This window comes from Pseudomonas izuensis (assembly GCF_002356535.2).
Classification (GTDB): Bacteria; Pseudomonadota; Gammaproteobacteria; order Pseudomonadales; family Pseudomonadaceae; genus Aquipseudomonas; species Aquipseudomonas izuensis.
The window spans coordinates 3,684,176-3,708,575 of the sequence record NZ_AP017423.2; the positions used below are offsets into that span (position 1 = coordinate 3,684,176).

The following is a 24,400-nucleotide window of genomic DNA, read 5'->3' on the forward strand; positions in this document are numbered from 1 at the left end:
TCCTATTGGTACATTTCGGGCACGTCGTAGCGCAGGCCGTAATGCCCGTAGATGGATCTGACCGAACCCTCGCGGATCAGCCCTTCCAGCACTTCTTCCACGGCATACGCCAGTTGCCGGTTGCTTTCATGCACCGCCATGCCGATTTCCCAGAGTTGCTTGCCCATGTTCGGGTAGGCATTTTCGGCCAGCGCAATTTGCGGGTCGGCGGCTTCATGCACCTGCCAGTCGATCTCGCCGCGCATGGCCATGACCGCGTCGACCTCACCAGCCTTCATGGCGGCAAATGCCTGGGGCACGCCGGGGTAGTGATGGGTCTTGCCAGCGAGCATGCCGTTGAACACGGAGGTCAGGTAGAACGACGGCACGCTGTCGACTTCGACACCGATCGGGTGCTGCTCGAACACCGCAACGCTGGCGACTTTGTCGAGGCGGCGACGATCATAGGCGACTTGCCATTGCTCGTTCTGGTAAGGGCCGAACATCACCACATGGCCGTTTTCCAGTTCGCCAAGTTCATTGCGCTTTTGCGCGTAGTCGCGATCGTAAGGCACACGCATCATCAGGTCGGCCAGTTGCTGGTTGTGCAAGGCACTGGCTCGCCAGATGTAGTCGCGCAGGTCGTCGTCGAGCTTTTCCCCGGGCGGCGCCCAGATCAGCGTCAGGCGCACGCCCAACGCCTTGGCCAGCGCCTGGGCCAACTCCACGTCGACGCCTTGGGGCTTGCCATCCTGCTCGAAACTGTAGGGCGCGAAATCCTTGTACACCGCCACCTTCAGCTCCCCGGCAGCGATCATTTCGTCGTAGTTGCGCACCTGCGCCTGCACCGACTGGCAGCACAGCCACACCGCGCCGAGCAATATCGCAAGCAGGCGCATGGGGTCACTCCTCGACGTGCACGGTGTCCAGATAAGTGCGAACCGCCCACAACGCTTCCTGACTCAGGTAGTCGGCCATTTTCGGCATGTACACCCGACCATCGCGCACTGCGCCATTGCGCACCCGTTCGACGAACCACTCATCACCGGCGTCAGCGGCATCGAGCATGCGCAAATCGGGGGCGATGCCACCGGACTTGGCTTCCAGGCCATGACAAGCCGCGCAGTTCTGGTTGTAGGCCGATGAGCCGATTTCCACTGCCTTATCGTGCTCCGGGGACGTACGGTAAGGATTCACCGAAGCCCAACCATCGGCATTGACCGGCACACCGGAATCCTTGATGGCGGTCAGTCCTTTGGTTTCGACGGCCTGTGGCACCACATTACCGTGGGCCCAGACGGAGCCGGCGCTGATAAGACCGGCCAACAGTCCGGTGACGAGCAAGGCGTTGCGTTTCGTTGTCATTGTTATGCCCTCAGGTTGCACGCAAAACCTCTTGGCAGAGGCTATGGCGCCATCTTAGGAACCCCGGCGCAGCGGTCCCATGCTGCTTTGGTGGCCGGCGTCTAATCCCTTGGTAGTAAGGCGTTTGGCGGGACGCCCGGATCATGTGGGCGCGCGCCGTGGAGCCGGTCGATGCCGATCAGGGTCAGGATCAGCAGAAATGGCAAAAGCAGTGCCTTGACGATGCGCATGGTCAGTCCCCCTGGAGTCATGGCCGCAGGAGCCCATGCTAAAACCGCGCCGACCGCCCGCAGCTACTACCTTGGTACTGGCTCGTCGATACTTTCTGCATATTTCCACGATGCCTGGGGCTTCCTATGCTGGCGCTACCTGTAATGGAGTGCCCTATGCGCCAGCTTGCCCCTTACGCCCTGATCTACCTGTTGGCGATTGCCTGTGCCGCCGGGCTGGCGACCCAAAGCCAGGCCGCGGACGCGCCCTTGCAGGTACCCATCGGCTACCTGGGCTATCGCCCCGATCCCGGCCCGCTGCTGTCCAACGTGATTCCCGAACCCGCCGACGCCGGGCTGCGAGGCGCTGAACTGGCGATTATCGACAGCAACAGCACCGGGCGCTTTCTCAATCACAACTACAGCCTGGCCAGCGCCAGCGTCGATAGCCCCGAAGCCTTGCTCATCGCTGCGAAAACCCAGCATGAACAAGGCCTGCGCCTGTTTGTGGTGAACGCGCCAGCCAGCAGCCTGCGCCAACTCAGTGCAGCCCTGCCCGACAGCCTGCTGTTCAACGCCGGCAGCCCCGACGACAGCCTGCGCACCACCGATTGCCTGGCGAACGTGCTGCATAGCTTGCCGAGCCGGGCGATGCTCGCCGACGCACTGGCGCAGTTCCTGGTGATACGTAAATGGCAACGGGTACTGCTGATCGTCGGCCCGACCGCCGATGACCAGGCCTACGCCGCCGCCCTGCGCCGGGCGGCCAAGCGCTTCGGCTTGCGGCTGGTTGCGGAGAAACCCTGGAGTTTCGATAACGATCAACGGCGCAGCGCCCAGGCCGACATGCCGCTGTTCACCCAGACCGCCGAATACGATGCGGTGCTGGTGGCGGACGAACGTGGGGACTTCGGCGAGTACGTGCCATACCAGACCTGGTACCCGCGCCCGGTCGCCGGCACCCAGGGCCTGACGCCGGTGGGTTGGCACAAGACCGTGGAAACCTACGGCGCCGCGCAGTTACAAAAGCGCTTCGAAGCCCTCGCCGGACGCTGGATGAACGACCGCGACTTCGCTGCGTGGATCGCCGTACGCAGCATTGCCAGCGCCGTGAGCAAACTGCGCCAGACCGAGCCGATGGCGATTCGTGCTCTGGAAATCAGCGATCAGTTGCCGCTGGACGGTTTCAAGGGGCGCAAGCTCAGCTACCGCCCGTGGAACGGCCAGCTGCGCCAACCGATTCCCATCGTGCAACCCCGGGCGCTGGTCAGCACTTCGCCGCAAGACGGCTTCCTGCACCCCTTCAACGAGATGGACAGCCTGGGTTACGACAAACCCGAGGTCAGCTGCCGCTTTCCCTGACCACAACAACTACAACAACAAGGACACTGTCATGCGCCGCACACTGCTTAGCCGTTCCCTACTCTCTTGGGCCCTGCTGCTTGCCGCCGGCCACGCGGTCGCCAGCACCGCCTGGGTCTCCAACGAAAAGGACAACAACCTGAGCCTGATCGACATGCAGACCCTGCAAGTCACCGAGACCCTGCCGGTCGGCCAGCGCCCCCGGGGTCTGCTGCTGTCCCACGACAACACGTTGCTGTACATCTGCGCCAGCGACTCGGACCGGGTTCAGGTGATGGACGTTGCCACCCGCAAGATCATCAAGGAACTGCCTTCGGGCAAGGACCCCGAGCAATTCGCCCTGCACCCCAACAACCGCTGGCTGTACGTCTCCAACGAAGACGATGCGCTGGTCACGGTGATCGACACCGAGACCTCCAAGGTCCTGGGACAGATCAACGTCGGCGTCGAGCCCGAAGGCATGGCGGTCAGCCCCGATGGCAAGTGGGCGGTGAACACCAGCGAAACCACCAACATGCTGCACTGGATCGACACCAGCACCCAAACCTTGGCCGACAGCACACTGGTAGATCAGCGTCCGCGTTTCGTCGAGTTCAGCAATGACGGTTCGCAACTCTGGGCCTCGGCGGAAATCGGCGGCACGGTGACGATTCTCGACGTCGCCAGCCGCCACATCCTCAAGACCCTGAACTTCCAGATCAAGGGCGTGCACCCGGACAAGGTGCAGCCTGTGGGGATCAAGCTCAGCGCCGACGGCAAATACGCCTTCGTAGCCCTGGGCCCGGCCAATCACGTGGCCGTCATCGACGCCAAGTCCTTCGAGATTCTTGATTACCTGTTGGTGGGCCGACGTGTCTGGCAACTGGCGTTTACGCCGGACCAAAAGCAATTGCTCGCCACCAATGGCGTCAGCGGCGATGTGTCGGTGATCGATGTCGACAGCCTCAAGGTCAGCAAGTCAGTGAAAGTCGGGCGTTACCCTTGGGGCGTGGTGGTGACGCCATGAACGCCCTGGAAGTCAGCGACCTGAACTTCTCCTATGGTTCTCGGGAAGCGTTGCGCCAGGTGAACTTCAACTTGGCACCGGGGCGTTTCGCCGCGTTGCTGGGGCCCAACGGCGCCGGCAAATCAACCCTGATCGCCCTGCTGACCCGGCTCTATGATTTGCAGCACGGCGATATCCGGGTGGGCAGTTGCTCATTGCGCCAAGCGCCGCGCCCCGCGCTCAAACAGCTGGGCGTAGTGTTTCAGCAAAGCACCCTGGACCTGGACCTCAGCGTCGAACAGAACTTGCGTTATCACGCCGCGCTGCATGGTTTGTCGCGACATGAGACCGGCTTGCGCGTCAACGCGGAACTGGCCCGCCAGGGTCTGGATGAACGTCGCGGCGAGCGGGTACGAAACCTCAACGGCGGTCATCGCCGCAGGGTAGAAATCGCCCGTGCCCTGCTACATCAACCGCGCCTGTTATTGCTGGATGAGGCCAGCGCCGGCCTCGACCCGGCCAGTCGCCTGGCGCTCAACCGACACATTCGCACTCTTTGCCGCGAACAGCAGATCAGTGTGCTCTGGACCACTCACCTGCTGGATGAAGTGCAGCCCAGCGACGACTTGTTGATTCTCCATCAGGGCCGGCTGGTGGCCAGCGGACAGGCCGATGTGCTGAGCCTGGCGCACGGCGGCGACCTTGACACCGCCTTCACTTGCCTGACCACCACAGGAGCTGCCTGATGAATGCTTACTGGCAATGTTTCAGCGGCATCGTCCTGCGTGAATGGCTGCGCTTTGTGCTGCAACGCACGCGATTTCTCAGCGCCCTGGTACGGCCGCTGCTATGGCTGCTGGTGTTCGCCGCCGGTTTTCGCGCGGCACTGGGCATCGCCATTATCGAACCCTACGACACTTACATCCCATACGAGGTCTACATCATTCCGGGCCTGGCCTGCATGATCCTGCTGTTCAACGGCATGCAGGGCTCGCTGTCGATGGTCTACGACCGCGAAATGGGCAGCATGCGCGTGCTGCTGACCAGCCCCCTGCCCCGGACCTTTCTGCTGTGCAGCAAATTGCTGGCCACGTCGCTGATCTCGCTGTTGCAGGTGTATGCCTTCCTGGCGATTGCCTGGGTCTACGGCGTGCAGCCGCCGGCCATGGGCCTGCTGTTGGTGCTGCCCGCCCTGTTGCTGGTTGCATTGATGCTCAGCGCCCTGGGGCTGTTGCTGTCCAACGCCATCCGCCAGCTGGAAAACTTCGCCGGGGTGATGAACTTCGTGATTTTTCCGCTGTTTTTCCTGTCATCGGCGCTGTATCCGCTGTGGAAAATGCGCGAGGCCAGCGAATGGTTGTATTGGCTGTGTGCGGTGAACCCGTTCAGCCACGCGGTGGAGTTGGTGCGGTTTGCGCTGTATGAGCGGTTCAACCCGCTGGCGCTGGCCGTGTGTGCGGGGCTGACGTTGGTATTCGCGCTCCTTGCCGTCCTGACCTTCAACCCCCAACACGCGGCCCTGCGCAAATCCACCTAACAAAACCAATCCCCTGTAGGAGCGAGCCTGCTCGCGAATGCGATCTGTCAGCCACATCAGAGTTTGATGTGCCACCGCAATCGCGAGCAGGCTCGCTCCCACAGGGGTTCTTCATTGGACGAGGAAAAATTACGACTTTAGTACTGGTTTTACCGACCTATCGTCGCATTCCCAACGCACTGCCACTGGCATGTAATGGGCGCATAACGATAAGGATCAATCCCCATGCCGCGTGCCCGACGTCGCCTGTTGCGTCCCACTCTCGCTGCGTTGTCGCTCAGCCTGTGGCTGGCTGGCGCGCAGGCGCAAACTCCGTTGTTTTCCCCTGATGGCTATCGCATCGACCTGTACCGCAGCCCCACGCCGGACCTCATGCAGGACGCGACCATCATCGATACACCCGTCCTGCAAACCCTGCTTGAGCAAAACCCGCCACCGGTGCTGATCGATGTCTATCGCCGCCAATGGCTGCAAGGTCGCTTCATCGAGGACCAGCCTCACGAAAACCTGCCCGGCAGCCATTGGCTGGCCAACACCGGCGATGGCGAGCTGACGCCACAATGGCAGGACTACTTTGCGGGCAACCTGAAAAAGCTGACCCGTGGCGACCCGACGCGACCGCTGGTCTTCTACTGTCGCGCCGACTGCTGGCTGAGCTGGAATGCGGTCAAGCGTGCGGCGCGCCTGGGCTATACATCACTGTACTGGTACCGCGATGGCCTGGATGCCTGGCAAGCGGCCAAACTGCCGGTGACTCGAGCCCAGCCTGAACCCTTTCCCTGAGCTTTACGCGTGCACGTTGTTGCCACACCATAATCAAAATAATGAGGTGAAAGGCTATGTACAAAATTCTGATTGCCGACGATCACCCGCTGTTTCGCGAAGCCATACATAACGTCATCAGTGATGGTTTTGCCGGCAGTGAGGTGATGGAAACCGCCGACCTCGACAGCGCCCTGGCACTGACCCGGGACCACGATGACCTGGACCTGATCCTGCTCGACCTGAACATGCCCGGCATGCACGGGCTCAATGGCCTGATCAACCTGCGCAACGAAGCACCGACCATTCCCGTGGTGATCGTCTCTGCCGAACAGGACAAGCAGATCGTCCTGCAAGCCATCACCTATGGCGCGGTGGGCTTCATCACCAAATCCTCGCCCCGGACGCAAATGACCGATGCCATCCAGCAGATTCTCAATGGCAACGTCTACTTGCCGCCAGACATCATCCGCACGGCCAGAAGCAGCACGCATCGGCGCAACGACACGCCGAGCTTCCCACCGGAACTGCTCCAGGCCCTGACCCGCAAGCAGTTGCAGGTATTGGAACGCATGACCAAGGGCGAGTCGAACAAACAGATCGCCTACAGCCTGGAAATCGCCGAAACCACAGTCAAAGCTCACGTCTCGGCGATCCTGCGCAAGCTCAACGTGCACAACCGGGTGCAAGCAATACTGAGTGCCGGGGATATCGATTTCGGGGCTTATTTGCGGCGGTGAAACAGGTAGTGCGCGTCGCTCCCATCGCTGGCAAGCCAGCTCCCACAGGGCTTTTTGAACAACACACATCCATTGTGGGAGCCGGCTTGCCAGCGATGAGGCCCGCATCGACACCCGGGAAATCAGGATCTGGCGAGCAAATGACTCATCGCCATCTTCAGCTTCATCGGCCGTACCGGCTTGTGCATCAAGGTATGGCCCAGTTCACGGATCTGCTGCTTGAGCTCGTTGCTGTAGTTGGCGGTGATCATCAGGGCCGGGATCGGTGAAGCACGACGGGCGTTGATCCGGGCGACGGCATCGACGCCATTCTGATCGTTGGCCAGGTGGTAGTCGGCGATCAATAAATCAGCGTCGGCATGATAGTTGTCCACCTGCCGCGCCAGGTCGTCTTCCGACAGGGACGTCACCACCCGACATCCCCAACCTTCCAACAGCGTGCGCATGCCGGCGCAAATGGTCGCGTCGTTGTCCAGCACCCACACCCGTGCCCCGCGCAGCCGTTCGAGCATCGGCTCACTCATCGGCAGGCTGGGCAAAGGTTTGGGCGCGGTGGCGCTCACGGGCACCTCTACCGAGAACATCGAGCCCTTGCCCGGCCACGAACGCACATCGATACGATGTCCGAGAATGCTGGCGATTTTCTCGACGATGGCCAGACCCAGACCCAAACCACGATCCTGATCCGGCCGCTGCACATCCCCGCGCTTGAACTCCAGAAAAATCTCTTCCAGACGATTCTCCGCAATGCCTACGCCGCTGTCCCAGACCTGGATCGACAGGCGCTGGCGATGGCGCCGACAACCAAGGATCACGCGGCCGCTGGGGGTGTAGCGAATGGCATTGCTCAACAGGTTGCGCAGGATCCGCGCCAGCAGCTGGATATCGCTGCGCACCCATGCCGAACAGCCGATGAAGTGCAATTGCAGGCCTTCGCTGCGCGCGACCTGGGTGTATTCGCCGGCGAGATTTTCCAGCAGTTCGCTCAAGGCGAACGGTGCGATGTCGGCCTGGATCACCCCGGCATCGAGCTTGGAAATATCCACCAGAGTGCCTAACAGGTTTTCTACGTCTTCCAGGGAATTGCTGACATTGCGCACCAGCATCTCGCTGGCCATCGGCTCGCGCCGCTCCAGCAAGGCGCTGGTGAACAGCCGCGCGGCGTTGAGCGGTTGCAGCAGATCGTGGCTGACGGCGGCAAGAAACTTGGTCTTCGACAAGTTAGCCTGTTCCGCTTCCAGCTTGGCTTCGCGCAAGCGTGATTCGACCCGGCGACGTTCCTCGATTTCCCGCCGCAACTGGTCGTTGAGATTGGTCAATTCCGCGGTGCGCTCGCGAACCCGCAGCTCGAGGTTCTGATAAGCCTGATGCAATGCCTCGGCGGTGCGCCGGCGTTCGGTAATGTCGCGGATCAACACGAAAATCCCTACCACTTCACCGTTGGCCAGACGATTGGGCACATAGGAACGCAACATATAACGTTCCTGGTCGTTGACGTTGGTTTCGGCGAATTCGAAGGTCACGCTTTCCCCCGCCAGCGCCCTGCTCACATAGGACTCCAGCCGCTGGTAATGCTGCTCACTGTGCACTTCGCGCAGGCTCTGGCCGAGCATCACCCCGCGCGGCCAGCAGTACCATTCTTCGTAGACCTTATTGGTGAACTCATACACCAGATCGGCGTTGAGGTAGGCAATCAATGCCGGCACATGGTCGGTGATCAGGCGAATCCAGCGCTCGCTTTCACTCAAGGCTTCGGCGTGCTGGTAGCGTTCGGTGATGTCGGTGAAGGTATTGACGAAACCGCCAGTGGGCAACGGATGGGTGCGTACTTCCAGGACCCGGCCATCGCACAACCGTTGTTCGCACTCCTGTATGGGACGACCGTTCGAACCACGGCTGGCCGGGGTCAGCAAGGTCAACTCACTGTCGGCGATCACATCGGCAAACGGGCGATGAGCCGCCACCGGAGCCAAGCCGCTGAGCTCGAGGAATCGCCGGTTCCACAGTTCCAGAATGCCTTCGGCGTTGACCATCGCCACCCCTTGGGACAGATTGTCGACCGCCCGTTGCAAGAGGTGTGACTTCTGCGCCAGCGCCTGTTCGCGGCGCACGGTTTCGCTGAGTTTGACGTCAGTGATGTCAGTGAACAGGATCACCCGCCCGCCTTCCTGGGTCGGTCGCTCGCTGACTTGCAGCCAGCGACCGTCCTGCAGGCGATACAGCAGGTTTTCATCGGCATGCCCGCGGGGTTCCTCGGTAAACAGCCCGTTGTTCATCATCAGGCGCTTGACCTCGGTCAGGCGCATGCCGGCGTTGATCCGCACCCGGCTGTTGCTCCAGAACGCCTTGAAACGGCTGTTGAACAGGACAATGCGCTGCTCGGCGTCGAACAGTACGAAGGCATCGGAAATACTCTCCATCGCGTCGATCAGATGTCGATGGGCGGTTTCGGCGCGCAGGCGGGCCTCGCTGAGCAAATGGTTCCCAGCCTTGAGTTCGCCCATGGCCTGATTCAAGGCGTCTGTGCGCTCGCGCACCTGCTCGGCCAGCACCACCGAATGCTGGAACGCCGCGTAGGGATCGTTGCCACGGGTGATGCCGGACTCGATCCGTTCGATCAGCGCGGCGTTTATCCGCTGCAGTTTCCGGTTGTCGTGTTGCAGGTCGGTAATCTTCGCCTGCAAATCAACGCTTGCCGAGAGACCGGCCCCGGGCAATGGCAACGCCGGTGAAGGTCTGGTTGATGTGCGTGCCATTGAACTGTTCTCCGTAGGTGTTGAAACCCATCACTCGCTGCTCGCGCAAAAAGCTGCCGATCTGTTCCAGGCTGCCGTTGTCTTCCAGCTCCAGGCGCCGCAGAAAACAGTCACAGCCGATGGTCAGCAGCAAATCGCCGAGACGTTCCTGCAAGCCGGTGAACAGGCTTTGCAGGTTCGGCAGCAAGGGCCCGGGGGTCATGGCGGTGAGGACGATGCCGTTCTCCACGGCACAATAAAAACTCAGGCTCTGGTCCGAATGAGCTTGCTGAATGGCCCGCACGTAATATTGCTCGTTGAACCGAACCGCCAGCGGGTGCGCGGCGAAAACCCGGTGGTCGAGCTCGGCCACCGGTACGCCGATGTGCCGGGCGTACTCGGCGGCAGCGGGCTCGGCATTGAGTTCGAAGACCCGTCGCGAAGCGCTGTCGACGCCAGTGACCACCAGTTTCTCCGCCCGTGGCAGGATGTGATGGGTGGTGAACACTTCAAAGTCCAGCCAGGTATTGACCAGCACCACCAGTGCCGCGCCGCTGTGAAATCCACCGTCGAAATACACATGGGTGTGAGTCAGGCAGTTGTCGTCCCCGGCCGAACCGCCGAAATGCGGAATGTCGCCCAGCGCCGCGCTCAAGGCCGCGAGCACCGTTTCCTCACGACTGGACAATCCATCGAGCAAGGTCAGGGCAAAACTATTGCCCTTGATCGGGGCCAGCGTGTTACTGCGGCAACCACTGACCAGGCGCTCGACCATCTGCTGCGCGTCGATGAGGCTGAAGTGCTCCATTTCATCGATCAGTTCCAGAGCAATGGAAAAGTGTCGATGGTCGAAGCCCACCGCTGTCACGCAATTGCGCCCGTAACCCAGCGGGGTGATTTCCCCGGCGCTGGTGCAACCGGCCAGGCGTATGCCGCCGAAACTCTGCTGCAAGGCCCGGCCCAGCGCCTGCAAATCGTATCCGGCGGAACAGAAGAACAACACGAAACCCAGATTCGGATGCAACAACTGCCGCGCCAGGTCCTGTGCCGCCTGCTGAGGATCGGTGGCCAGGGACATGGCGCTGACGATACCTTCGTTCTGAACCTGCGCCATCGTCGCCCCCCCGCAGGTGCGTGTGTATGAAGTGCGAGTGTACGAAGGCTTGGGACCGGGACGTATGCTACTTGGGTAGCGGTCAGGCGGTTCGATGGGATGAGATTGTTTGAGGCGATGGGGACTTGAAGGCTGTAGCAAAAGGAGAGATGCACGCGCTTTTGTGGCGAGGGAGCTCGCTCCCGCTGGCCTGCGCAGCAGGCCCGAAACCGGACGATGCGCGATCAGAATCAGGACCGCTACGTGCTCCAACGGGAGCAAGCGCCCTCATGAAAAATCAGAGCGAATACCAGCCAAATTTAAAGCTGCAGGGTTCCCCTGCAACATAGAATCTCCCACAGGAGCTGGTTCCGGTTTAGAGAGCGGCGTTCAGCAGCATATAACCGGCAACCACCAGGCAGACGCTGGCAAACCCCACCTGCAACGACCGCGCCGGGACGCGGGCGCAGAGTTTTCGGCCGATGATCATGCCGACGATGCTGGAGGCAATGAAAGCCACGCCCAGCCCGTCGATGCGCACCCCGGCGTGCAACGCACCGATCACGCCGATGGCCGAGATCAGGCTGATCACCATCAGGGACGTGGCGATGATCCCGCGCATCTGCACGTCGGTCAGTTGCTTGAAGGCCGGCACAATCAGAAAGCCGCCACCCACGCCCAACAAACCCGAGACCACGCCGGTCACCGCGCCAAGGGCCGCGAGGGTCGCGGTGCATTTGGCCGTCCAGGAAAAGCGCCCGGTCTGCTGGTCGAGCATGCAGTTTTTCTGACCCCAATTGGCATGGCCGTGATCACTGGGTCCCTCGTCCTTGCGCTCCCGACGCAGCATCCGCCCGGCCACCATGACCATCAGCAGACTGAAGAGGATCATCAGGACTTTTTCCGGCAACTGATGGGCGAAGTAGATGCCCACCGGCGAAAAAACCGCGCCGAGCGCCGCAATCAACAACGCCGCACGATAGCGCACCAAACCGTGACGCAATCCATCGATAGCCCCGACCGCCGCCGCACTGCCCACGGCAAACAGTGCAACGGGTGCCGCCGCGGTCATGCTCCACCCCAGGCCCAGCACCAGCGCCGGTACGGCAAGAATGCCGCCGCCGGCCCCGGTCAAACCCAGCACCAGCCCCATGACCACACCAAAAAAACTCGCCAGCAACATAGAACGCTCGTAATCCATGACAAAGGCCGGGAACGCCCGGTATCGATTGAGTGACAGGATAGAGCCCGCACGGTTTTTTTCATTAACAGAATTGACGCGGGACTGGTCAGCACAGCGAGAATGAAACTAACCTCATGGCTTCTCCACGAAGAAAAACACCATGTCAGCCTTGATTGAAGCCTTTTTTGACGACGCCTCGTCCACCTACAGCTATGTGATCTACGAAGCTGAAGGCGGGCAATGCGCAATCGTCGACCCGGTGCTCGACTACAACGCCGCCGCCGGCCGAACCGCTACCGTGCACGCCGACCGGATCATCGCATTCGTACGCGAGCATCGCTTGCAAGTGCAATGGCTGCTGGAAACCCACGCCCACGCCGATCACCTCTCCGCCGCGCCGTACCTGCGCCGGGAACTGGGCGGCAAGATCGCCATCGGCCAATCGATCTGCAAGGTGCAGGACGTATTCAAGGCGCTGTTCAATCTTGAACCGCAATTCCGTATCGACGGTTCGCAGTTCGATCACCTGTTCGCCCCCGACGAGTCATTCCACATCGGCAACCTCAAGGCCACGGCCCTGCATGTGCCCGGCCATACCCCGGCGGACATGGCGTACCTGATCGGCAACGATGTGATTCTGGTGGGCGATACGCTGTTCATGCCGGACGTGGGTACCGCGCGCTGCGACTTTCCCGGTGGCGATGCCCACCAGATGTTCACCTCGATCCACAAGCTGCTGGCCTTCCCCGCCAGCGTGCGCCTCTACGTCTGCCACGACTACCCGCCCGCGGGCCGCGAACCGGGCTGCATGACCACGGTGGCCGAACAGCGTAAAAGCAACATCCACGTGCGCGACGGCATCGACGAAGCGGCCTTTGTCGACATGCGCACACGCCGCGATGCCGGGTTGGGCATGCCGACGCTATTGCTGCCGGCGATTCAGGTCAATGTACGGGCGGGGAATCTGCCACCGGCAGAGGACAATGGCGTGACCTACCTGAAAATCCCCTTGAACAAATTCTAAGCCCGCCCCCCTGCGCAAACCTGTGGGAGCAAAGCTTGCTCGCGATGGCGGCGTATCAGGCACCCTCGCAGTTGATTGGACGGACGCCATCGCGAGCAAGCTTTGCTCCTACAGGGTTTGGGGTGTTTCAGGTGCCCAAGGTCAAGCCGTTGGCCGGCAACGGCAGCGCCGTCTTGTAGCGCACCTGCTTGAGCGCAAAGCTCGAACGGATGTTCGCCACCCCTGGCACCTTGGTCAGGAAGTCCATCATGAAACGCTCCAGCGACTGGATGGTCGGCACCAGGACCCGGATCAGGTAATCCGGGTCGCCGGCCATCAGGTAGCACTCCATCACTTCCGGGCGATCCGAGATCGCCTCCTCGAAATGCTGCAACGCCTCCTCCACCTGTTTTTCCAGGCTGACATGGATGAACACATTCACGTGCAGCCCCAGCAGGTCGGCATCGAGCAAGGTCACTTGCTCGCGAATCAGGCCCAGTTCTTCCATCGCCTTGACCCGGTTGAAACACGGCGTCGGCGACAGGTTGACCGATCGCGCGAGGTCAGCGTTGGTGATGCGTGCGTTCTCCTGAAGGCTGTTGAGAATGCCGATATCGGTACGGTCCAGTTTGCGCATGAGACAAAAACACCTGTTTTTTATGTTTATGCAGATTTTTTATCTGCAAATGATCTTTAGCGCAACGAAACAGAGAGAAATATTCTTCTTGGCCGGGCCTATGATTGTTGTAGGACAAGATTTCGTTTACCGAACGAAGCCTGTCAGCTCACTACAAGAAATTCACAAGATCGAGCGTAGAAGCCATGAACCAAGCGTACGAACCGCTGCGCCTTCACGTCCCGGAACCTTCGGGCCGTCCCGGCTGTAAAACCGACTTCTCCTACCTGCACCTGACCGATGCCGGCACGGTGCGCAAACCCCCAATCGACGTTGAACCCGCCGAAACGGCCGATCTGGCCCGCGGCCTGATTCGCGTACTCGACGATCAGGGCAATGCCCTGGGCCCGTGGGCCGAAGGCGTGCCGGTGGAGATCCTGCGCAAAGGCATGCGCGCCATGCTCAAGACGCGGATCTACGATAACCGCATGGTCGTCGCCCAGCGTCAGAAGAAAATGTCCTTCTACATGCAGAGCCTCGGTGAAGAAGCCATCGGCAGTGCCCAGGCACTGGCGTTGAACATCGACGACATGTGCTTCCCCACCTACCGCCAGCAAAGCATCCTGATGGCCCGCGACGTACCGCTGGTCGATCTTATCTGCCAGCTGCTGTCCAACGAGCGCGATCCGCTCAAGGGACGCCAGTTGCCGATCATGTACTCGGTGAAAGAGGCCGGTTTCTTCACCATTTCCGGCAACCTCGCCACCCAATTCGTACAAGCCGTAGGCTGGGCCATGGCCTCGGCGATCAAGGGCGATACCAAGATCGCTTCGGCGTGGATCGGCGATGGCGCCACCGCCGAGTCGGACTTCCACACCGCCCTGACCTTCGCCCACGTGTACCGCGCGCCGGTGATCCTCAACGTGGTCAACAACCAGTGGGCCATCTCCACCTTCCAGGCCATTGCCGGTGGTGAAGCCACCACCTTCGCCGGTCGTGGTGTCGGTTGCGGCATTGCCTCCCTGCGGGTCGACGGCAACGATTTCTACGCGGTCTACGCCGCTTCCGCCTGGGCCGCCGAACGCGCCCGCCGCAACCTCGGCCCGACCATGATCGAATGGGTCACCTACCGCGCCGGCCCGCACTCGACCTCCGATGATCCGTCCAAATACCGTCCTGCCGACGACTGGAGCCACTTCCCGTTGGGCGATCCGATCGCGCGCCTCAAGCAGCACCTGATCAAGGTCGGCCACTGGTCCGAAGAGGAACACTCCGCCGTCAGCGCCGAGCTGGAAGCCGAAGTGATCGCCGCGCAGAAACAGGCCGAGCAGTTCGGGACCCTCGCCGGGGGCCAGATTCCAAGCGCCGCGACCATGTTCGAAGACGTCTATAAAGAGATGCCGGAGCATTTGAAGCGCCAGCGTCAGCAGTTGGGGATCTGACATGAACGATCACAACAACAATATTCAGCTGGAAACCGCCATGACCACGACCACCATGACCATGATCCAGGCCCTGCGCTCGGCCATGGATGTGATGCTTGAGCGTGACGACAATGTGGTCGTGTTCGGCCAGGACGTAGGCTACTTCGGCGGCGTGTTCCGTTGCACCGAAGGCCTGCAGACCAAGTACGGCACCTCGCGGGTGTTCGATGCGCCGATCTCCGAGAGCGGCATCGTCGGTGTCGCCGTGGGCATGGGCGCCTACGGCTTGCGCCCGGTGGCCGAGATCCAGTTCGCCGACTACGTGTACCCGGCGTCCGACCAGATCATTTCCGAAGCAGCGCGCCTGCGTTATCGCTCGGCCGGCGAATTCACCGCACCGATGACCCTGCGCATGCCATGCGGCGGCGGCATCTACGGTGGCCAGACACACAGCCAGAGCATCGAGGCGATGTTCACCCAGGTCTGCGGCCTGCGCACCGTGATGCCGTCCAATCCCTACGACGCCAAGGGTTTACTGATCGCCTCCATCGAAAACGATGACCCGGTGATCTTCCTGGAACCAAAACGCCTGTACAACGGCCCGTTCGACGGCCACCACGACCGCCCGGTAACGCCGTGGTCGAAACACCCCGCCGCGCAAGTACCGGATGGCTACTACACCGTGCCGCTGGACGTTGCCGCCATTACCCGTCCGGGCAAGGACGTGACCATCCTGACCTACGGCACCACCGTCTATGTGTCGCAAGTCGCCGCGGAAGAAAGCGGCATCGATGCCGAAGTCATCGACCTGCGCAGCCTGTGGCCGCTCGACCTGGAAACCATCACCAAGTCGGTGAAGAAAACCGGGCGCTGCGTGATCGTTCACGAAGCGACTCGCACCTGCGGTTTCGGTGCCGAACTGGCTGCACTGGTGCAAGAGCACTGTTTCCATCACCTGGAAGCGCCGATCGAACGCGTCACCGGTTGGGACACCCCCTACCCGCATGCGCAAGAGTGGGCGTATTTCCCAGGGCCGTCCCGTGTGGGCGCGGCGTTGAAACGGGTTATGGAGGTCTGAATGGGCACGCACGTTATCAAGATGCCGGACATTGGCGAAGGCATCGCAGAAGTTGAATTGTCTCAGTGGCACGTGAAAGTCGGCGATCTGGTCGTCGAGGATCAGGTGCTGGCCGATGTCATGACCGACAAGGCGATGGTAGATATTCCGTCGCCGGTGCATGGCAAGGTGATCGCATTGGGTGGTGTGCCCGGCGAAGTCATGGCGGTTGGCAGTATCCTGATCAGCATTGAAGTCGAAGGCGCGGGCAACGTGAAGGAATCGGCTGCACCAGCGGCGGCTCCCGTTAAAGCAACGCCAGCAGTCGCCGCGCCGAAAGTCGAACCGGTCGTGGAAAGCAAACCGGTGGCAGCACCGCGTCCGGCAGCCGTATGCCAGGGACCGATGGTCGCCCGCGAAGCCAATGAACGCCCGCTGGCCTCCCCGGCCGTGCGCAAACATGCGCTGGACCTCGGCATTCAGTTGCGTCTGGTACGTGGCTCCGGCCCGGCCGGTCGTGTGCTGCACGAAGACCTCGATGCCTATCTGGCCCAGGGCCAATCCAATGCATCGTCCGTCAGCAGCGCCTACATCCAGCGTAACGACGAAGAGCAGATCCCGGTGATCGGCATGCGCCGCAAGATTGCCCAGCGCATGCAGGACGCCACGCAACGCGCCGCACACTTCAGCTATGTCGAGGAAATCGACGTGACGGCCGTGGAAGAGCTGCGCGCGCACCTCAACGAGAAACACGGCGCGACCCGCGGCAAGCTGACCCTGCTGCCATTCCTGGTCCGCGCCATGGTCGTCGCCCTGCGCGACTTCCCGCAGATCAATGCCCGCTACGACGACGAAGCCCAGGTCATCACCCGCCTCGGCGCGGTGCACGTGGGCATCGCCACCCAGGCCGACATCGGCTTGATGGTGCCGGTGGTGCGTCACGCCGAAGCTCGCAGCCTGTGGGACAGCGCGGCGGAAATCGCCCGCCTGGCCACCGCCGCACGCAACGGCAAGGCCAGCCGCGATGAGCTGTCCGGCTCCAGCATCACCCTGACCAGCCTTGGCGCGTTGGGCGGCATCGTCAGCACCCCGGTGCTGAACCTGCCGGAAGTGGCGATTGTGGGCGTGAACAAGATTGTCGAACGGCCGATGGTGATCAAAGGCCAGATCGTAGTCCGCAAGATGATGAACCTCTCCAGCTCCTTCGATCACCGCGTGGTCGACGGCATGGACGCGGCGCTCTTCATCCAGGCCATCCGTGGCCTGCTCGAACAACCCGCCACGCTGTTTATGGAGTAAGTCATGCAAACTCTGCACACCACGCTGCTGATCATCGGTGGCGGCCCTGGCGGTTATGTGACGGCGATCCGTGCTGGCCAGTTGGGTATTTCGACCATCCTGGTGGAAGGTGAATCCCTGGGTGGCACCTGCCTGAACATCGGCTGCATTCCGTCCAAGGCCCTGATTCATGTTGCCGAGCAGTTCCATCAAACGCAGCGCCACAGCCAGCAGTCGACACTGGGCATCAACGTGTCGGCACCGACGCTGGATATCGGCAAAAGCGTCGAATGGAAGGACGGCATCGTCGATCGCCTGACCACCGGCGTCGCAGCACTGCTGAAAAAGAACAAGGTTCAGGTCATTCAAGGCTGGGCCAAAGTGGTTGACGGCAAAACCGTCGACGTTGGCGACACGCGCATTATTTGCGAACACCTGGTGCTGGCCACGGGTTCCAAAAGCGTGAGCCTGCCAATACTGCCGATGGGTGGTCCGATCATTTCCTCCACCGAAGCCCTGGCGCCGAAGTCCGTTCCGAAGCGGTTGATCGTGGTCGGTGGCGGTTATATCGGTCTGGAGCTTGGGATCGCCTATCGCAAGCTCGGTGTAGACGTCAGCGTGGTCGAGGCTCAGGAACGTATCCTGCCTGCATATGACGCCGAATTGACCCTGCCGGTGCATGAAGAACTGAAAAAACTCGGCGTAAGACTTTACTTGAATCATAGCGTGCAAGGCTTTGATTCAAATACGAATACCCTGCAAATCAGTACACCCGATGATCGCACATTGAATCTGGAAACCGATCAGGTGCTGGTCGCCGTGGGCCGTAAACCGAACACCCAGGGCTGGAACCTCGAAGCGCTGAACCTGGACATGAACGGTTCGTCGATCAAGATCGACAACCGCTGCCAGACCAGCATGCGCAACGTGTATGCCATCGGTGACCTGAGCGGCGAACCGATGCTCGCCCACCGGGCCATGGCCCAGGGCGAGATGGTCGCCGAGTTGATCAGCGGTAAGTCCCGCGAATTCAACCCCACCGCCATCGCCGCCGTGTGTTTCACCGACCCGGAACTGGTGGTGGTCGGCCAGACCCCGGACGAGGCCAACGCCGCCGGCCTGGATTGCATCGTTTCCAGCTTCCCGTTCGCCGCCAATGGCCGGGCGATGACGCTGGAGTCGAAAAGCGGCTTCGTGCGCGTGGTCGCCCGTCGTGACAATCATGTGATTGTCGGCTGGCAGGCGGTGGGCGTTGGGGTCTCCGAGTTGTCCACGGCGTTCGCGCAAAGCCTGGAAATGGGCGCGCGACTGGAAGACATCGGCGGCACCATCCATGCCCATCCGACGCTCGGTGAGGCGGTGCAGGAAGCGGCGTTGCGGGCCCTTGGCCACGCACTGCATCTGTAACTCAAAGCGATTGATGGCTGCGTTGCTGGCCTCTTCGCGAGCAGGCTCGCTCCCACAGGGGGAATGCATTTCAAATGTGGGAGCGAGCCTGCTCGCGAATTCTTGAGGTCAACATGATTTATCTGCCCATCAGCCGATAGTCCGGGCTGCGAAATAGGCCCGGAATGAAGTATTGTTGTGCCCATCCGGAAAAACGTCAGAAGCCTTGAACCGTTTCGGCGGTTGTTAAGTGAAAGAGGGTGTCATGGGTAACGAAAGCATCAACTGGGACAAGCTGGGTTTTGACTACATCAAGACCGACAAACGCTATCTGTCGTACTTTCGCAATGGCGAGTGGGACAAAGGCACCCTGACCGAAGATAATGTGCTGCACATCAGCGAAGGCTCTACTGCCCTTCACTATGGCCAGCAATGCTTCGAAGGCCTGAAGGCCTATCGTTGCAAGGACGGCTCGATCAACCTGTTCCGCCCGGACCAGAACGCCGCGCGCATGCAGCGCAGCTGCGCCCGCCTGCTGATGCCGCATGTGTCCACCGAACAGTTCATCGAAGCCTGCAAGGAAGTGGTCCGCGCCAACGAGCGCTTCATCCCGCCTTACGGCACCGGCGGCGCGCTGTACCTGCGTCCGTTCGTGATCGGCGTGGGTGACAACATCGGCGTGCGTACCGCCCCCGAGTTCATCTTCTCGGTGTTTGCGATCCCGGTCGGCGCCTACTTCAAGGGCGGCCTGACCCCGCACAACTTCCTGATTTCCACCTACGACCGCGCAGCGCCACAAGGCACCGGTGCGGCCAAGGTCGGTGGCAACTACGCGGCCAGCCTGATGCCCGGCTCCCAGGCCAAGAAGGCGCACTTCGCCGACTGCATCTACCTGGACCCGCTGACCCACACCAAGATCGAGGAAGTCGGTTCGGCCAACTTCTTCGGGATCACCCACGACAACAAGTTCGTGACCCCGAACTCGCCGTCGGTGCTGCCGGGCATCACCCGCCTGTCACTGATCGAGCTGGCCAAGACCCGTCTGGGCCTGGAAGTGATCGAAGGCGACGTGTTCATCGACAAGCTCTCGGACTTCAAGGAAGCCGGCGCTTGCGGTACTGCTGCCGTAATCACGCCGATCGGCGGCATCAACTACAACGACCACCTGCACGTGTTCCACAGCGAAACCGAAGTCGGCCCGATCACCCAGAAGCTCTACAAAGAGCTGACCGGCGTGCAAACCGGCGACATCGAAGCGCCAGCAGGCTGGATCGTCAAGGTTTGATCTGACGTCAATCCGCCATAAAAAATCGCCGCCCTCGGTAGTCGAAGGCGGCGTTTTTTTTTTGCCTGGCGCCAAGGCGGGTCTAAACCAGGTGGCCCACACGCTCCGGGTCCGGCCAGAACAAGGCCGCCTGACCACAAGGAGCGCCCTGCTCGTCTATCAGCGTCCACACGCTGCCGTGGTGAATCATGAAGGCTTGGCCCATTCGGTCCACCCGATAACCGCTGTAGCCATGGGCAATACCTTTGGCCGTGACCTGTTCCAGCAGGGTCTGACGCATTTCCCTGTCCAGCGGCGACGCACTGAACCGCGAAGGCATGCCGATGAACTGCTCGCGCGGGTACTTGAAACTCGCCAGTGCCTGCTCGTTGGCATAGTAAAACAGCGGATCGGCTTGCGTGCCATGGGCCAGCAAGGCGTAAGGCGCTTGGGCATGCAGCCAGGCCAGACGTTCGTCTTCGCCCAGGGAATCCGGTGTAGGCAAGCTTGTGCCGGTCCAATGCCGATAAGCGGCATCCAGCTGTTGGACCATCTCCTTGAATTCGTTGAATGGCGACATGGGGTTCCTTGCAGAATTTCCAGACGGGTGAACCGCAGCGACGCTACTGAAAAATCGTCGCAATAAACAGACCCTGGCGAATGAAATGCTCCTGTAGCTGCGATGCGGCGACCAGATACGATAATAAACCTTTAAATATCAATGTGTAACAGGCATAACATGATGTTGATTCGACACCCTTGTCGATCGATCATCCGCCATCGATAGCACCACACCAAACCGCGCGCTGATCTCCTTGCGACCCAGGGCGGTCAGCGCCAGGGCCCGACTATCCAGATCCTGCGTCACCCATTTGCGCCTGATCGTCATTTGCAGCAGCGCCGCGCCCAGCGCCCCACCCACATGCGGCCGACGCATGCTCCAGTCCAGGCACGGGCACGCAAAGCGGCGGCGTTTCGAAGCCAGATCCCTGACCTCGATGCCCAGGCCCTCGAGCAGCGCCTCGCCGCTGTCGCTCAGCCGATAGACCTGCTCATCCACCTCCAGCAACCACCCCGCTTCGATCATCCGGTCATGCAGGAGCACGGCCAGGGTGCCGGCCATGTGGTCGTAGCAGGTGCGGGCAAATTGCAGGCGGTCCGGGGTGCGCGAATGAAAGGTCGGCACGACGTTCTGGCCGATCACCATCAATGCCTCCAGAGCCTGGGCCACCCGCTTGTCCGCCAGGCTGTAATAACGATGTCGGCCCTGAACGTACAGGCGTACCAGCGCCAACTCCTTGAGTTTGGCCAGATGCGCGCTGGCCGTGGAGGCGCTGACTTCGGCAATCGCCGCGAGCTCGGTGCTGGTTCGGGCATGACCGTCCAGCAGCGAACAGAGGATTTTCGTCCGCGCCGGTTCCGCAATGGCCGCCGCCACCTGCGATACGCCGATGTCATGTTGTTCTAGGTTCATATTTCGCTCCCGGACGAATCAACGCCTGTTCGGACTGGAGATAGTAGCAACACTTTCCAACAACAAAAGGCTGTAACCATGGACCCGATCATCGCTGCAACTCATGCCGATCCGTATCCCTACTACGCCCAATTGCGCGCCGAGGGTGGGCTGATCTTTCATCCAGGTCTGAATCTATGGTTGGCCACCAGTGCCCGCGCGGTCGCCGCGGTGCTGGCGCACCCCGCCTGCCATGTTCGTCCGGTCCATGAGCCTGTGCCCAAGGCGATCGCCGACGGCATGGCCGGCAAGGTGTTTGGTCAGTTGATGCGGATGAATGAAGGCGAACGCCAGCGCTGCCCGCGCTCGGCCATCGAGCCGGGGCTGCAAGGGATCGAGCCGGCGGAAATCGAAGCGCTGGTCGCTGCCCGCCTGATTGCGCCGGGCGCTGAAGGGTTGCAGGCCGCGATTTTTCGCGGGCCGGTGTGTATTGTCGCGGCGCTGTTGGGCTTTTCCCCGGCGCAGGGCCGCATCCTCAGTGAGCTGACCGCAGACTTCGTTGCCTGCCTGTCGCCCCTGAGCACGCCGGCGCAACTGGGCGCCGCCCATGCCGCCGCTGAACAGTTGCATGGCTATTTTGTCGAGCTTCTCGATGAACAGGCGCCTCGAAGCGCCCTGCTCGCCGGCATCTGCCAACGCTTGGCGACGAACACCGACACCCTGATTGCCAACCTGATCGGCCTGCTGTCGCAGACGTTTGAAGCCACGGCCGGGTTGATCGGTAACGCTGTGCTGGCCCTGATGCAAAAACCGGCATTGCGTAGCGAATCAATGCAACTGGGCGACTTGCTGGCAGAAGTCCAGCGCTTCGACCCTTCGGTGCAGAACACCCGGCGTTTCGTCAGCGCGTCTTGTGAAATCGAGGGTGTCAGGTTGAACCCAGGTGACGTGGTCCTGGTGCTGCTGGCGTCGGCCAACCGCGATCCTCGACTCAACGACAACCCTGATGCCTTCCTGCTCAACCGTCCGGACAGACGCAGTTTTACGTTCGGGGCCGGTCGCCATCAATGTCCGGGGCAGATTCTGGCGATGAGTATTGCGAGCGCCACTGTCGAGCAGATACTGGCGGCTAACCCGGCGCTGGATCGCTTGACCTGGAGCTACCGACCATCCGTGAATGGGCGGATTCCCATCTTTGCCAATCTTCAGGTCTGAAAACCGAGTAATCGTTCATCGCGAGCAGGCTCGCTCCCACAGGGAATTTGTGAACGACACATAATCCATGTGGGAGCGAGCCTGCTCGCAAAGGCGATCGAACTAACAACACTCACCGATTCGCCCAATCAATCATCCCGCGTCAGCACTTCCAGCAATTCAATCTCGAAAACCAGGTTCGAGTTCGGCGGGATCTTGCCCATCGTGCGCTCGCCATAAGCCAGGTGTGCCGGCACCAGCAATTTGCGCTTGCCACCGACTTGCATGCCCATGATGCCCTGGTCCCAGCCCTTGATCACACGTCCGGTGCCGATCACGCACTGGAACGGCTTGCCCCGGCTCCAGGAAGAATCGAATTCCGTACCGTCTTCCAGCCATCCGCGGTACTGCGTGGTGATCAGTGCGCCTTTGACGGCGGCTTTTCCGTCACCCACCTGGAGTTCGATTACCTGAAGGTCGTCATTCATTGTTTTCACTCGTATCCTTGTCGCCCGAAAGGCTTGATGGGCGCCGTTTTCCCAGATTTTCAGCCAATTGGCAACCATCGCCCCCACTTGACGATGGTTTGCCGCTATTTGCCGAAGTTAGGCTGAACTAAGCTAACAACCACTACTCCACACGGTTCATTACGCCATGATGGCCTTCTTCGAATGATATTGCTTTGGACCAGCGCCGCCATCGGCTCGGTGATGCTCATTTTGATCGTCGTGTTGATCCTGCGCGAGCGCGGGTTGCGTCGACAACTGGCCGAATATCGCTCGATCATCAATGAACTTGCCGAGGGCCATAACATCCGCCAGGACGGTGACGTCGAGCGCTTCAAGCGCAGCCAGTACTTCGCCCGCATCGGCACCTGGGACTGGGATGTCGACACCGACAAGCTCTACTGGTCCGAAGCAATCTACGCCATGTTCGGGTTCAGGATCGGCGAAGTGACCCCCTCCTACAGCCTGTTTTGCGCCTGCGTGCACCCGGACGACCGGGCGAGGGTCCGGGCCGGCGAGCTGCGCTGCCTGGCAACCGGCGAAAACCACGACGAGGAATACCGCGTGGTCTGGCCCGACGGCACCATCCGCTGGCTGCGGGAAACCGGCAACGTGGTCAAGAACGATCACGATGAAACGATCAAGATGATGGGCGTGGTGCGCGATATCACCGAGGAAAAAGCCTCGGCCAGCTACCTGCAACACCTGGCCCATTTCGACCCGCTGACCGGATTGCCCAACCGGCTGGTGCTGGAGGAACGTCTGTCCGACGCACTGGAACAGGCGCGTGTCAGCGCCACGAGGGTGGCACTGGTGTTTGTCGACCTTAACGGTTTCAAGGCCATCAATGACCGCTACGGACATGCGGCTGGCGACCGTGTGTTGGTCACCACCGCCACCCGGCTGAAAAAAATACTGAACACCGCCGACACCGTCGCCCGAATCGGCGGCGACGAATTCGTGGTGATTCTCCAGGGCCTGCCCCAAGGCATCTGCCTGCAGGATGAAGCCCGCAGCATCTGCCAGAAAATCTTCGTCGAACTCTCCCCGCCCGTGACCATCGGCAATGACCAGCGCCACATCGGCACCAGCCTGGGCGTCGCCGTATTCCCCGACCATGCGCCGAGCATGGACCGGCTGATCCACATTGCCGACCTGGCGATGTATGAGGCCAAGCGCAGCGGGAACAATCAGTATCGGTTGGGTGAGCAGGTGGTGTTTCATCCAACATGAATGCTGACTGGCAGGGCCTCTTCGCGGGCAAGCCTT

Annotated in this window: 24 protein-coding genes; 14 read left to right on the top strand and 10 right to left on the bottom strand. The window is 61.1% G+C overall.

Going from position 1 to position 24,400, the window contains the following annotated elements:
• Positions 1-2 precede the first annotated feature (2 nt).
• From LAB08_RS16255 to LAB08_RS30545, 3 genes are all read right to left on the bottom strand, one after another.
• Positions 3-878, bottom strand: a complete 876-nt coding sequence (locus tag LAB08_RS16255) for a substrate-binding periplasmic protein (RefSeq protein ID WP_096510899.1) — start codon at positions 876-878, stop codon at positions 3-5.
• Between the two features lie 4 nt (positions 879-882).
• A complete protein-coding gene (pedF, locus tag LAB08_RS16260) occupies positions 883-1,344 on the bottom strand; it encodes a cytochrome c-550 PedF (protein WP_096510897.1) in 462 nt (153 codons plus the stop codon).
• Positions 1,345-1,445: 101 nt separating this feature from the next.
• Positions 1,446-1,574, bottom strand: coding sequence for a hypothetical protein (locus tag LAB08_RS30545; protein WP_301943425.1), 129 nt, complete (start codon positions 1,572-1,574; stop codon positions 1,446-1,448).
• Between the two features lie 156 nt (positions 1,575-1,730).
• Between LAB08_RS30545 and LAB08_RS16265 the strand changes: the two genes are divergently transcribed.
• The 6 genes from LAB08_RS16265 (at position 1,731) to LAB08_RS16290 (ending at position 6,939) form a co-directional block, all read left to right on the top strand.
• Positions 1,731-2,915, top strand: a complete 1,185-nt coding sequence (locus LAB08_RS16265; RefSeq protein ID WP_096510895.1) for an ABC transporter substrate-binding protein — start codon at positions 1,731-1,733, stop codon at positions 2,913-2,915.
• 31 nt (positions 2,916-2,946) lie between these two features.
• Positions 2,947-3,921, top strand: a complete 975-nt coding sequence (locus LAB08_RS16270; protein WP_096510893.1) for a YVTN family beta-propeller repeat protein — start codon at positions 2,947-2,949, stop codon at positions 3,919-3,921.
• Entirely contained in the window at positions 3,918-4,646 is a 729-nt protein-coding gene (locus LAB08_RS16275) for an ABC transporter ATP-binding protein (RefSeq protein ID WP_096510891.1), read from the top strand. The genes LAB08_RS16270 and LAB08_RS16275 overlap by 4 nt, the downstream gene beginning before the upstream one ends.
• Positions 4,646-5,437 carry an ABC transporter permease gene (locus tag LAB08_RS16280; protein ID WP_096510889.1) on the top strand — a complete coding sequence of 264 codons (792 nt, stop codon included), beginning with the start codon at positions 4,646-4,648 and terminating at the stop codon, positions 5,435-5,437. Before LAB08_RS16275 ends, LAB08_RS16280 begins: the two co-directional genes overlap by 1 nt.
• A 225-nt stretch (positions 5,438-5,662) precedes the next feature.
• On the top strand, positions 5,663-6,220 hold the full coding sequence (locus LAB08_RS16285; RefSeq protein ID WP_096510887.1) for a PQQ-dependent catabolism-associated CXXCW motif protein: 558 nt from the start codon (positions 5,663-5,665) through the stop codon (positions 6,218-6,220).
• A 56-nt stretch (positions 6,221-6,276) separates the two neighbouring features.
• Entirely contained in the window at positions 6,277-6,939 is a 663-nt protein-coding gene (locus tag LAB08_RS16290; protein ID WP_096510885.1) for a response regulator transcription factor, read from the top strand.
• Positions 6,940-7,061: 122 nt separating this feature from the next.
• Here the strand turns inward: LAB08_RS16290 and nahK are convergent, their stop codons facing one another.
• From nahK to LAB08_RS16305, 3 genes are all read right to left on the bottom strand, one after another.
• Positions 7,062-9,695 (bottom strand): hybrid sensor histidine kinase/response regulator NahK/ErcS', encoded by a 2,634-nt coding sequence (gene nahK / locus LAB08_RS16295; RefSeq protein ID WP_254007462.1) that lies wholly within the window; start codon positions 9,693-9,695, stop codon positions 7,062-7,064.
• Entirely contained in the window at positions 9,625-10,788 is a 1,164-nt protein-coding gene (nosP, locus tag LAB08_RS16300) for a nitric oxide-sensing protein NosP (protein ID WP_096510881.1), read from the bottom strand. The genes nahK and nosP overlap by 71 nt, the downstream gene beginning before the upstream one ends.
• Before the next feature lie 355 nt (positions 10,789-11,143).
• Complete coding sequence (locus LAB08_RS16305) at positions 11,144-11,950, bottom strand: sulfite exporter TauE/SafE family protein (protein ID WP_096510880.1); 807 nt, start codon at positions 11,948-11,950, stop codon at positions 11,144-11,146.
• Between the two features lie 160 nt (positions 11,951-12,110).
• On the opposite strand from LAB08_RS16305, the gene LAB08_RS16310 reads away from it, so the two are divergent.
• Entirely contained in the window at positions 12,111-12,974 is an 864-nt protein-coding gene (locus LAB08_RS16310) for an MBL fold metallo-hydrolase (RefSeq protein WP_096510878.1), read from the top strand.
• 127 nt (positions 12,975-13,101) lie between these two features.
• Here LAB08_RS16310 and bkdR read toward each other — a convergent pair whose 3' ends face one another.
• The gene (gene bkdR, locus LAB08_RS16315; RefSeq protein ID WP_008059350.1) at positions 13,102-13,590 is read right to left on the bottom strand and encodes a Bkd operon transcriptional regulator BkdR; all 489 of its coding nucleotides are present in this window, start codon (positions 13,588-13,590) and stop codon (positions 13,102-13,104) included.
• 185 nt (positions 13,591-13,775) lie between these two features.
• Between bkdR and LAB08_RS16320 the strand changes: the two genes are divergently transcribed.
• The 5 genes from LAB08_RS16320 (at position 13,776) to LAB08_RS16340 (ending at position 19,999) form a co-directional block, all read left to right on the top strand.
• Positions 13,776-15,011 carry a 3-methyl-2-oxobutanoate dehydrogenase (2-methylpropanoyl-transferring) subunit alpha gene (locus tag LAB08_RS16320; RefSeq protein ID WP_096510876.1) on the top strand — a complete coding sequence of 412 codons (1,236 nt, stop codon included), beginning with the start codon at positions 13,776-13,778 and terminating at the stop codon, positions 15,009-15,011.
• Between the two features lies 1 nt (position 15,012).
• Positions 15,013-16,071 carry an alpha-ketoacid dehydrogenase subunit beta gene (locus tag LAB08_RS16325; protein ID WP_096510874.1) on the top strand — a complete coding sequence of 353 codons (1,059 nt, stop codon included), beginning with the start codon at positions 15,013-15,015 and terminating at the stop codon, positions 16,069-16,071.
• Positions 16,072-17,349, top strand: coding sequence for a dihydrolipoamide acetyltransferase family protein (locus LAB08_RS16330; RefSeq protein ID WP_096510872.1), 1,278 nt, complete (start codon positions 16,072-16,074; stop codon positions 17,347-17,349).
• Positions 17,350-17,352: 3 nt separating this feature from the next.
• Entirely contained in the window at positions 17,353-18,735 is a 1,383-nt protein-coding gene (gene lpdA, locus LAB08_RS16335) for a dihydrolipoyl dehydrogenase (protein WP_096510870.1), read from the top strand.
• Between the two features lie 244 nt (positions 18,736-18,979).
• Positions 18,980-19,999, top strand: a complete 1,020-nt coding sequence (locus LAB08_RS16340; protein ID WP_096510868.1) for a branched-chain amino acid aminotransferase — start codon at positions 18,980-18,982, stop codon at positions 19,997-19,999.
• 82 nt (positions 20,000-20,081) lie between these two features.
• Here the strand turns inward: LAB08_RS16340 and LAB08_RS16345 are convergent, their stop codons facing one another.
• Both LAB08_RS16345 and LAB08_RS16350 read right to left on the bottom strand, forming a co-directional pair.
• The gene (locus LAB08_RS16345; RefSeq protein ID WP_096510866.1) at positions 20,082-20,558 is read right to left on the bottom strand and encodes an MEKHLA domain-containing protein; all 477 of its coding nucleotides are present in this window, start codon (positions 20,556-20,558) and stop codon (positions 20,082-20,084) included.
• 138 nt (positions 20,559-20,696) lie between these two features.
• On the bottom strand, positions 20,697-21,452 hold the full coding sequence (locus LAB08_RS16350) for an ArsR/SmtB family transcription factor (protein ID WP_096510864.1): 756 nt from the start codon (positions 21,450-21,452) through the stop codon (positions 20,697-20,699).
• Between the two features lie 78 nt (positions 21,453-21,530).
• Between LAB08_RS16350 and LAB08_RS16355 the strand changes: the two genes are divergently transcribed.
• The gene (locus LAB08_RS16355; protein ID WP_096510862.1) at positions 21,531-22,646 is read left to right on the top strand and encodes a cytochrome P450; all 1,116 of its coding nucleotides are present in this window, start codon (positions 21,531-21,533) and stop codon (positions 22,644-22,646) included.
• A gap of 128 nt (positions 22,647-22,774) precedes the next feature.
• Here the strand turns inward: LAB08_RS16355 and LAB08_RS16360 are convergent, their stop codons facing one another.
• The gene (locus LAB08_RS16360) at positions 22,775-23,113 is read right to left on the bottom strand and encodes an FKBP-type peptidyl-prolyl cis-trans isomerase (protein ID WP_096510860.1); all 339 of its coding nucleotides are present in this window, start codon (positions 23,111-23,113) and stop codon (positions 22,775-22,777) included.
• 183 nt (positions 23,114-23,296) lie between these two features.
• Between LAB08_RS16360 and LAB08_RS16365 the strand changes: the two genes are divergently transcribed.
• Positions 23,297-24,364 (top strand): sensor domain-containing diguanylate cyclase, encoded by a 1,068-nt coding sequence (locus LAB08_RS16365; protein ID WP_096510858.1) that lies wholly within the window; start codon positions 23,297-23,299, stop codon positions 24,362-24,364.
• The last annotated feature ends 36 nt before the right edge of the window (positions 24,365-24,400 follow it).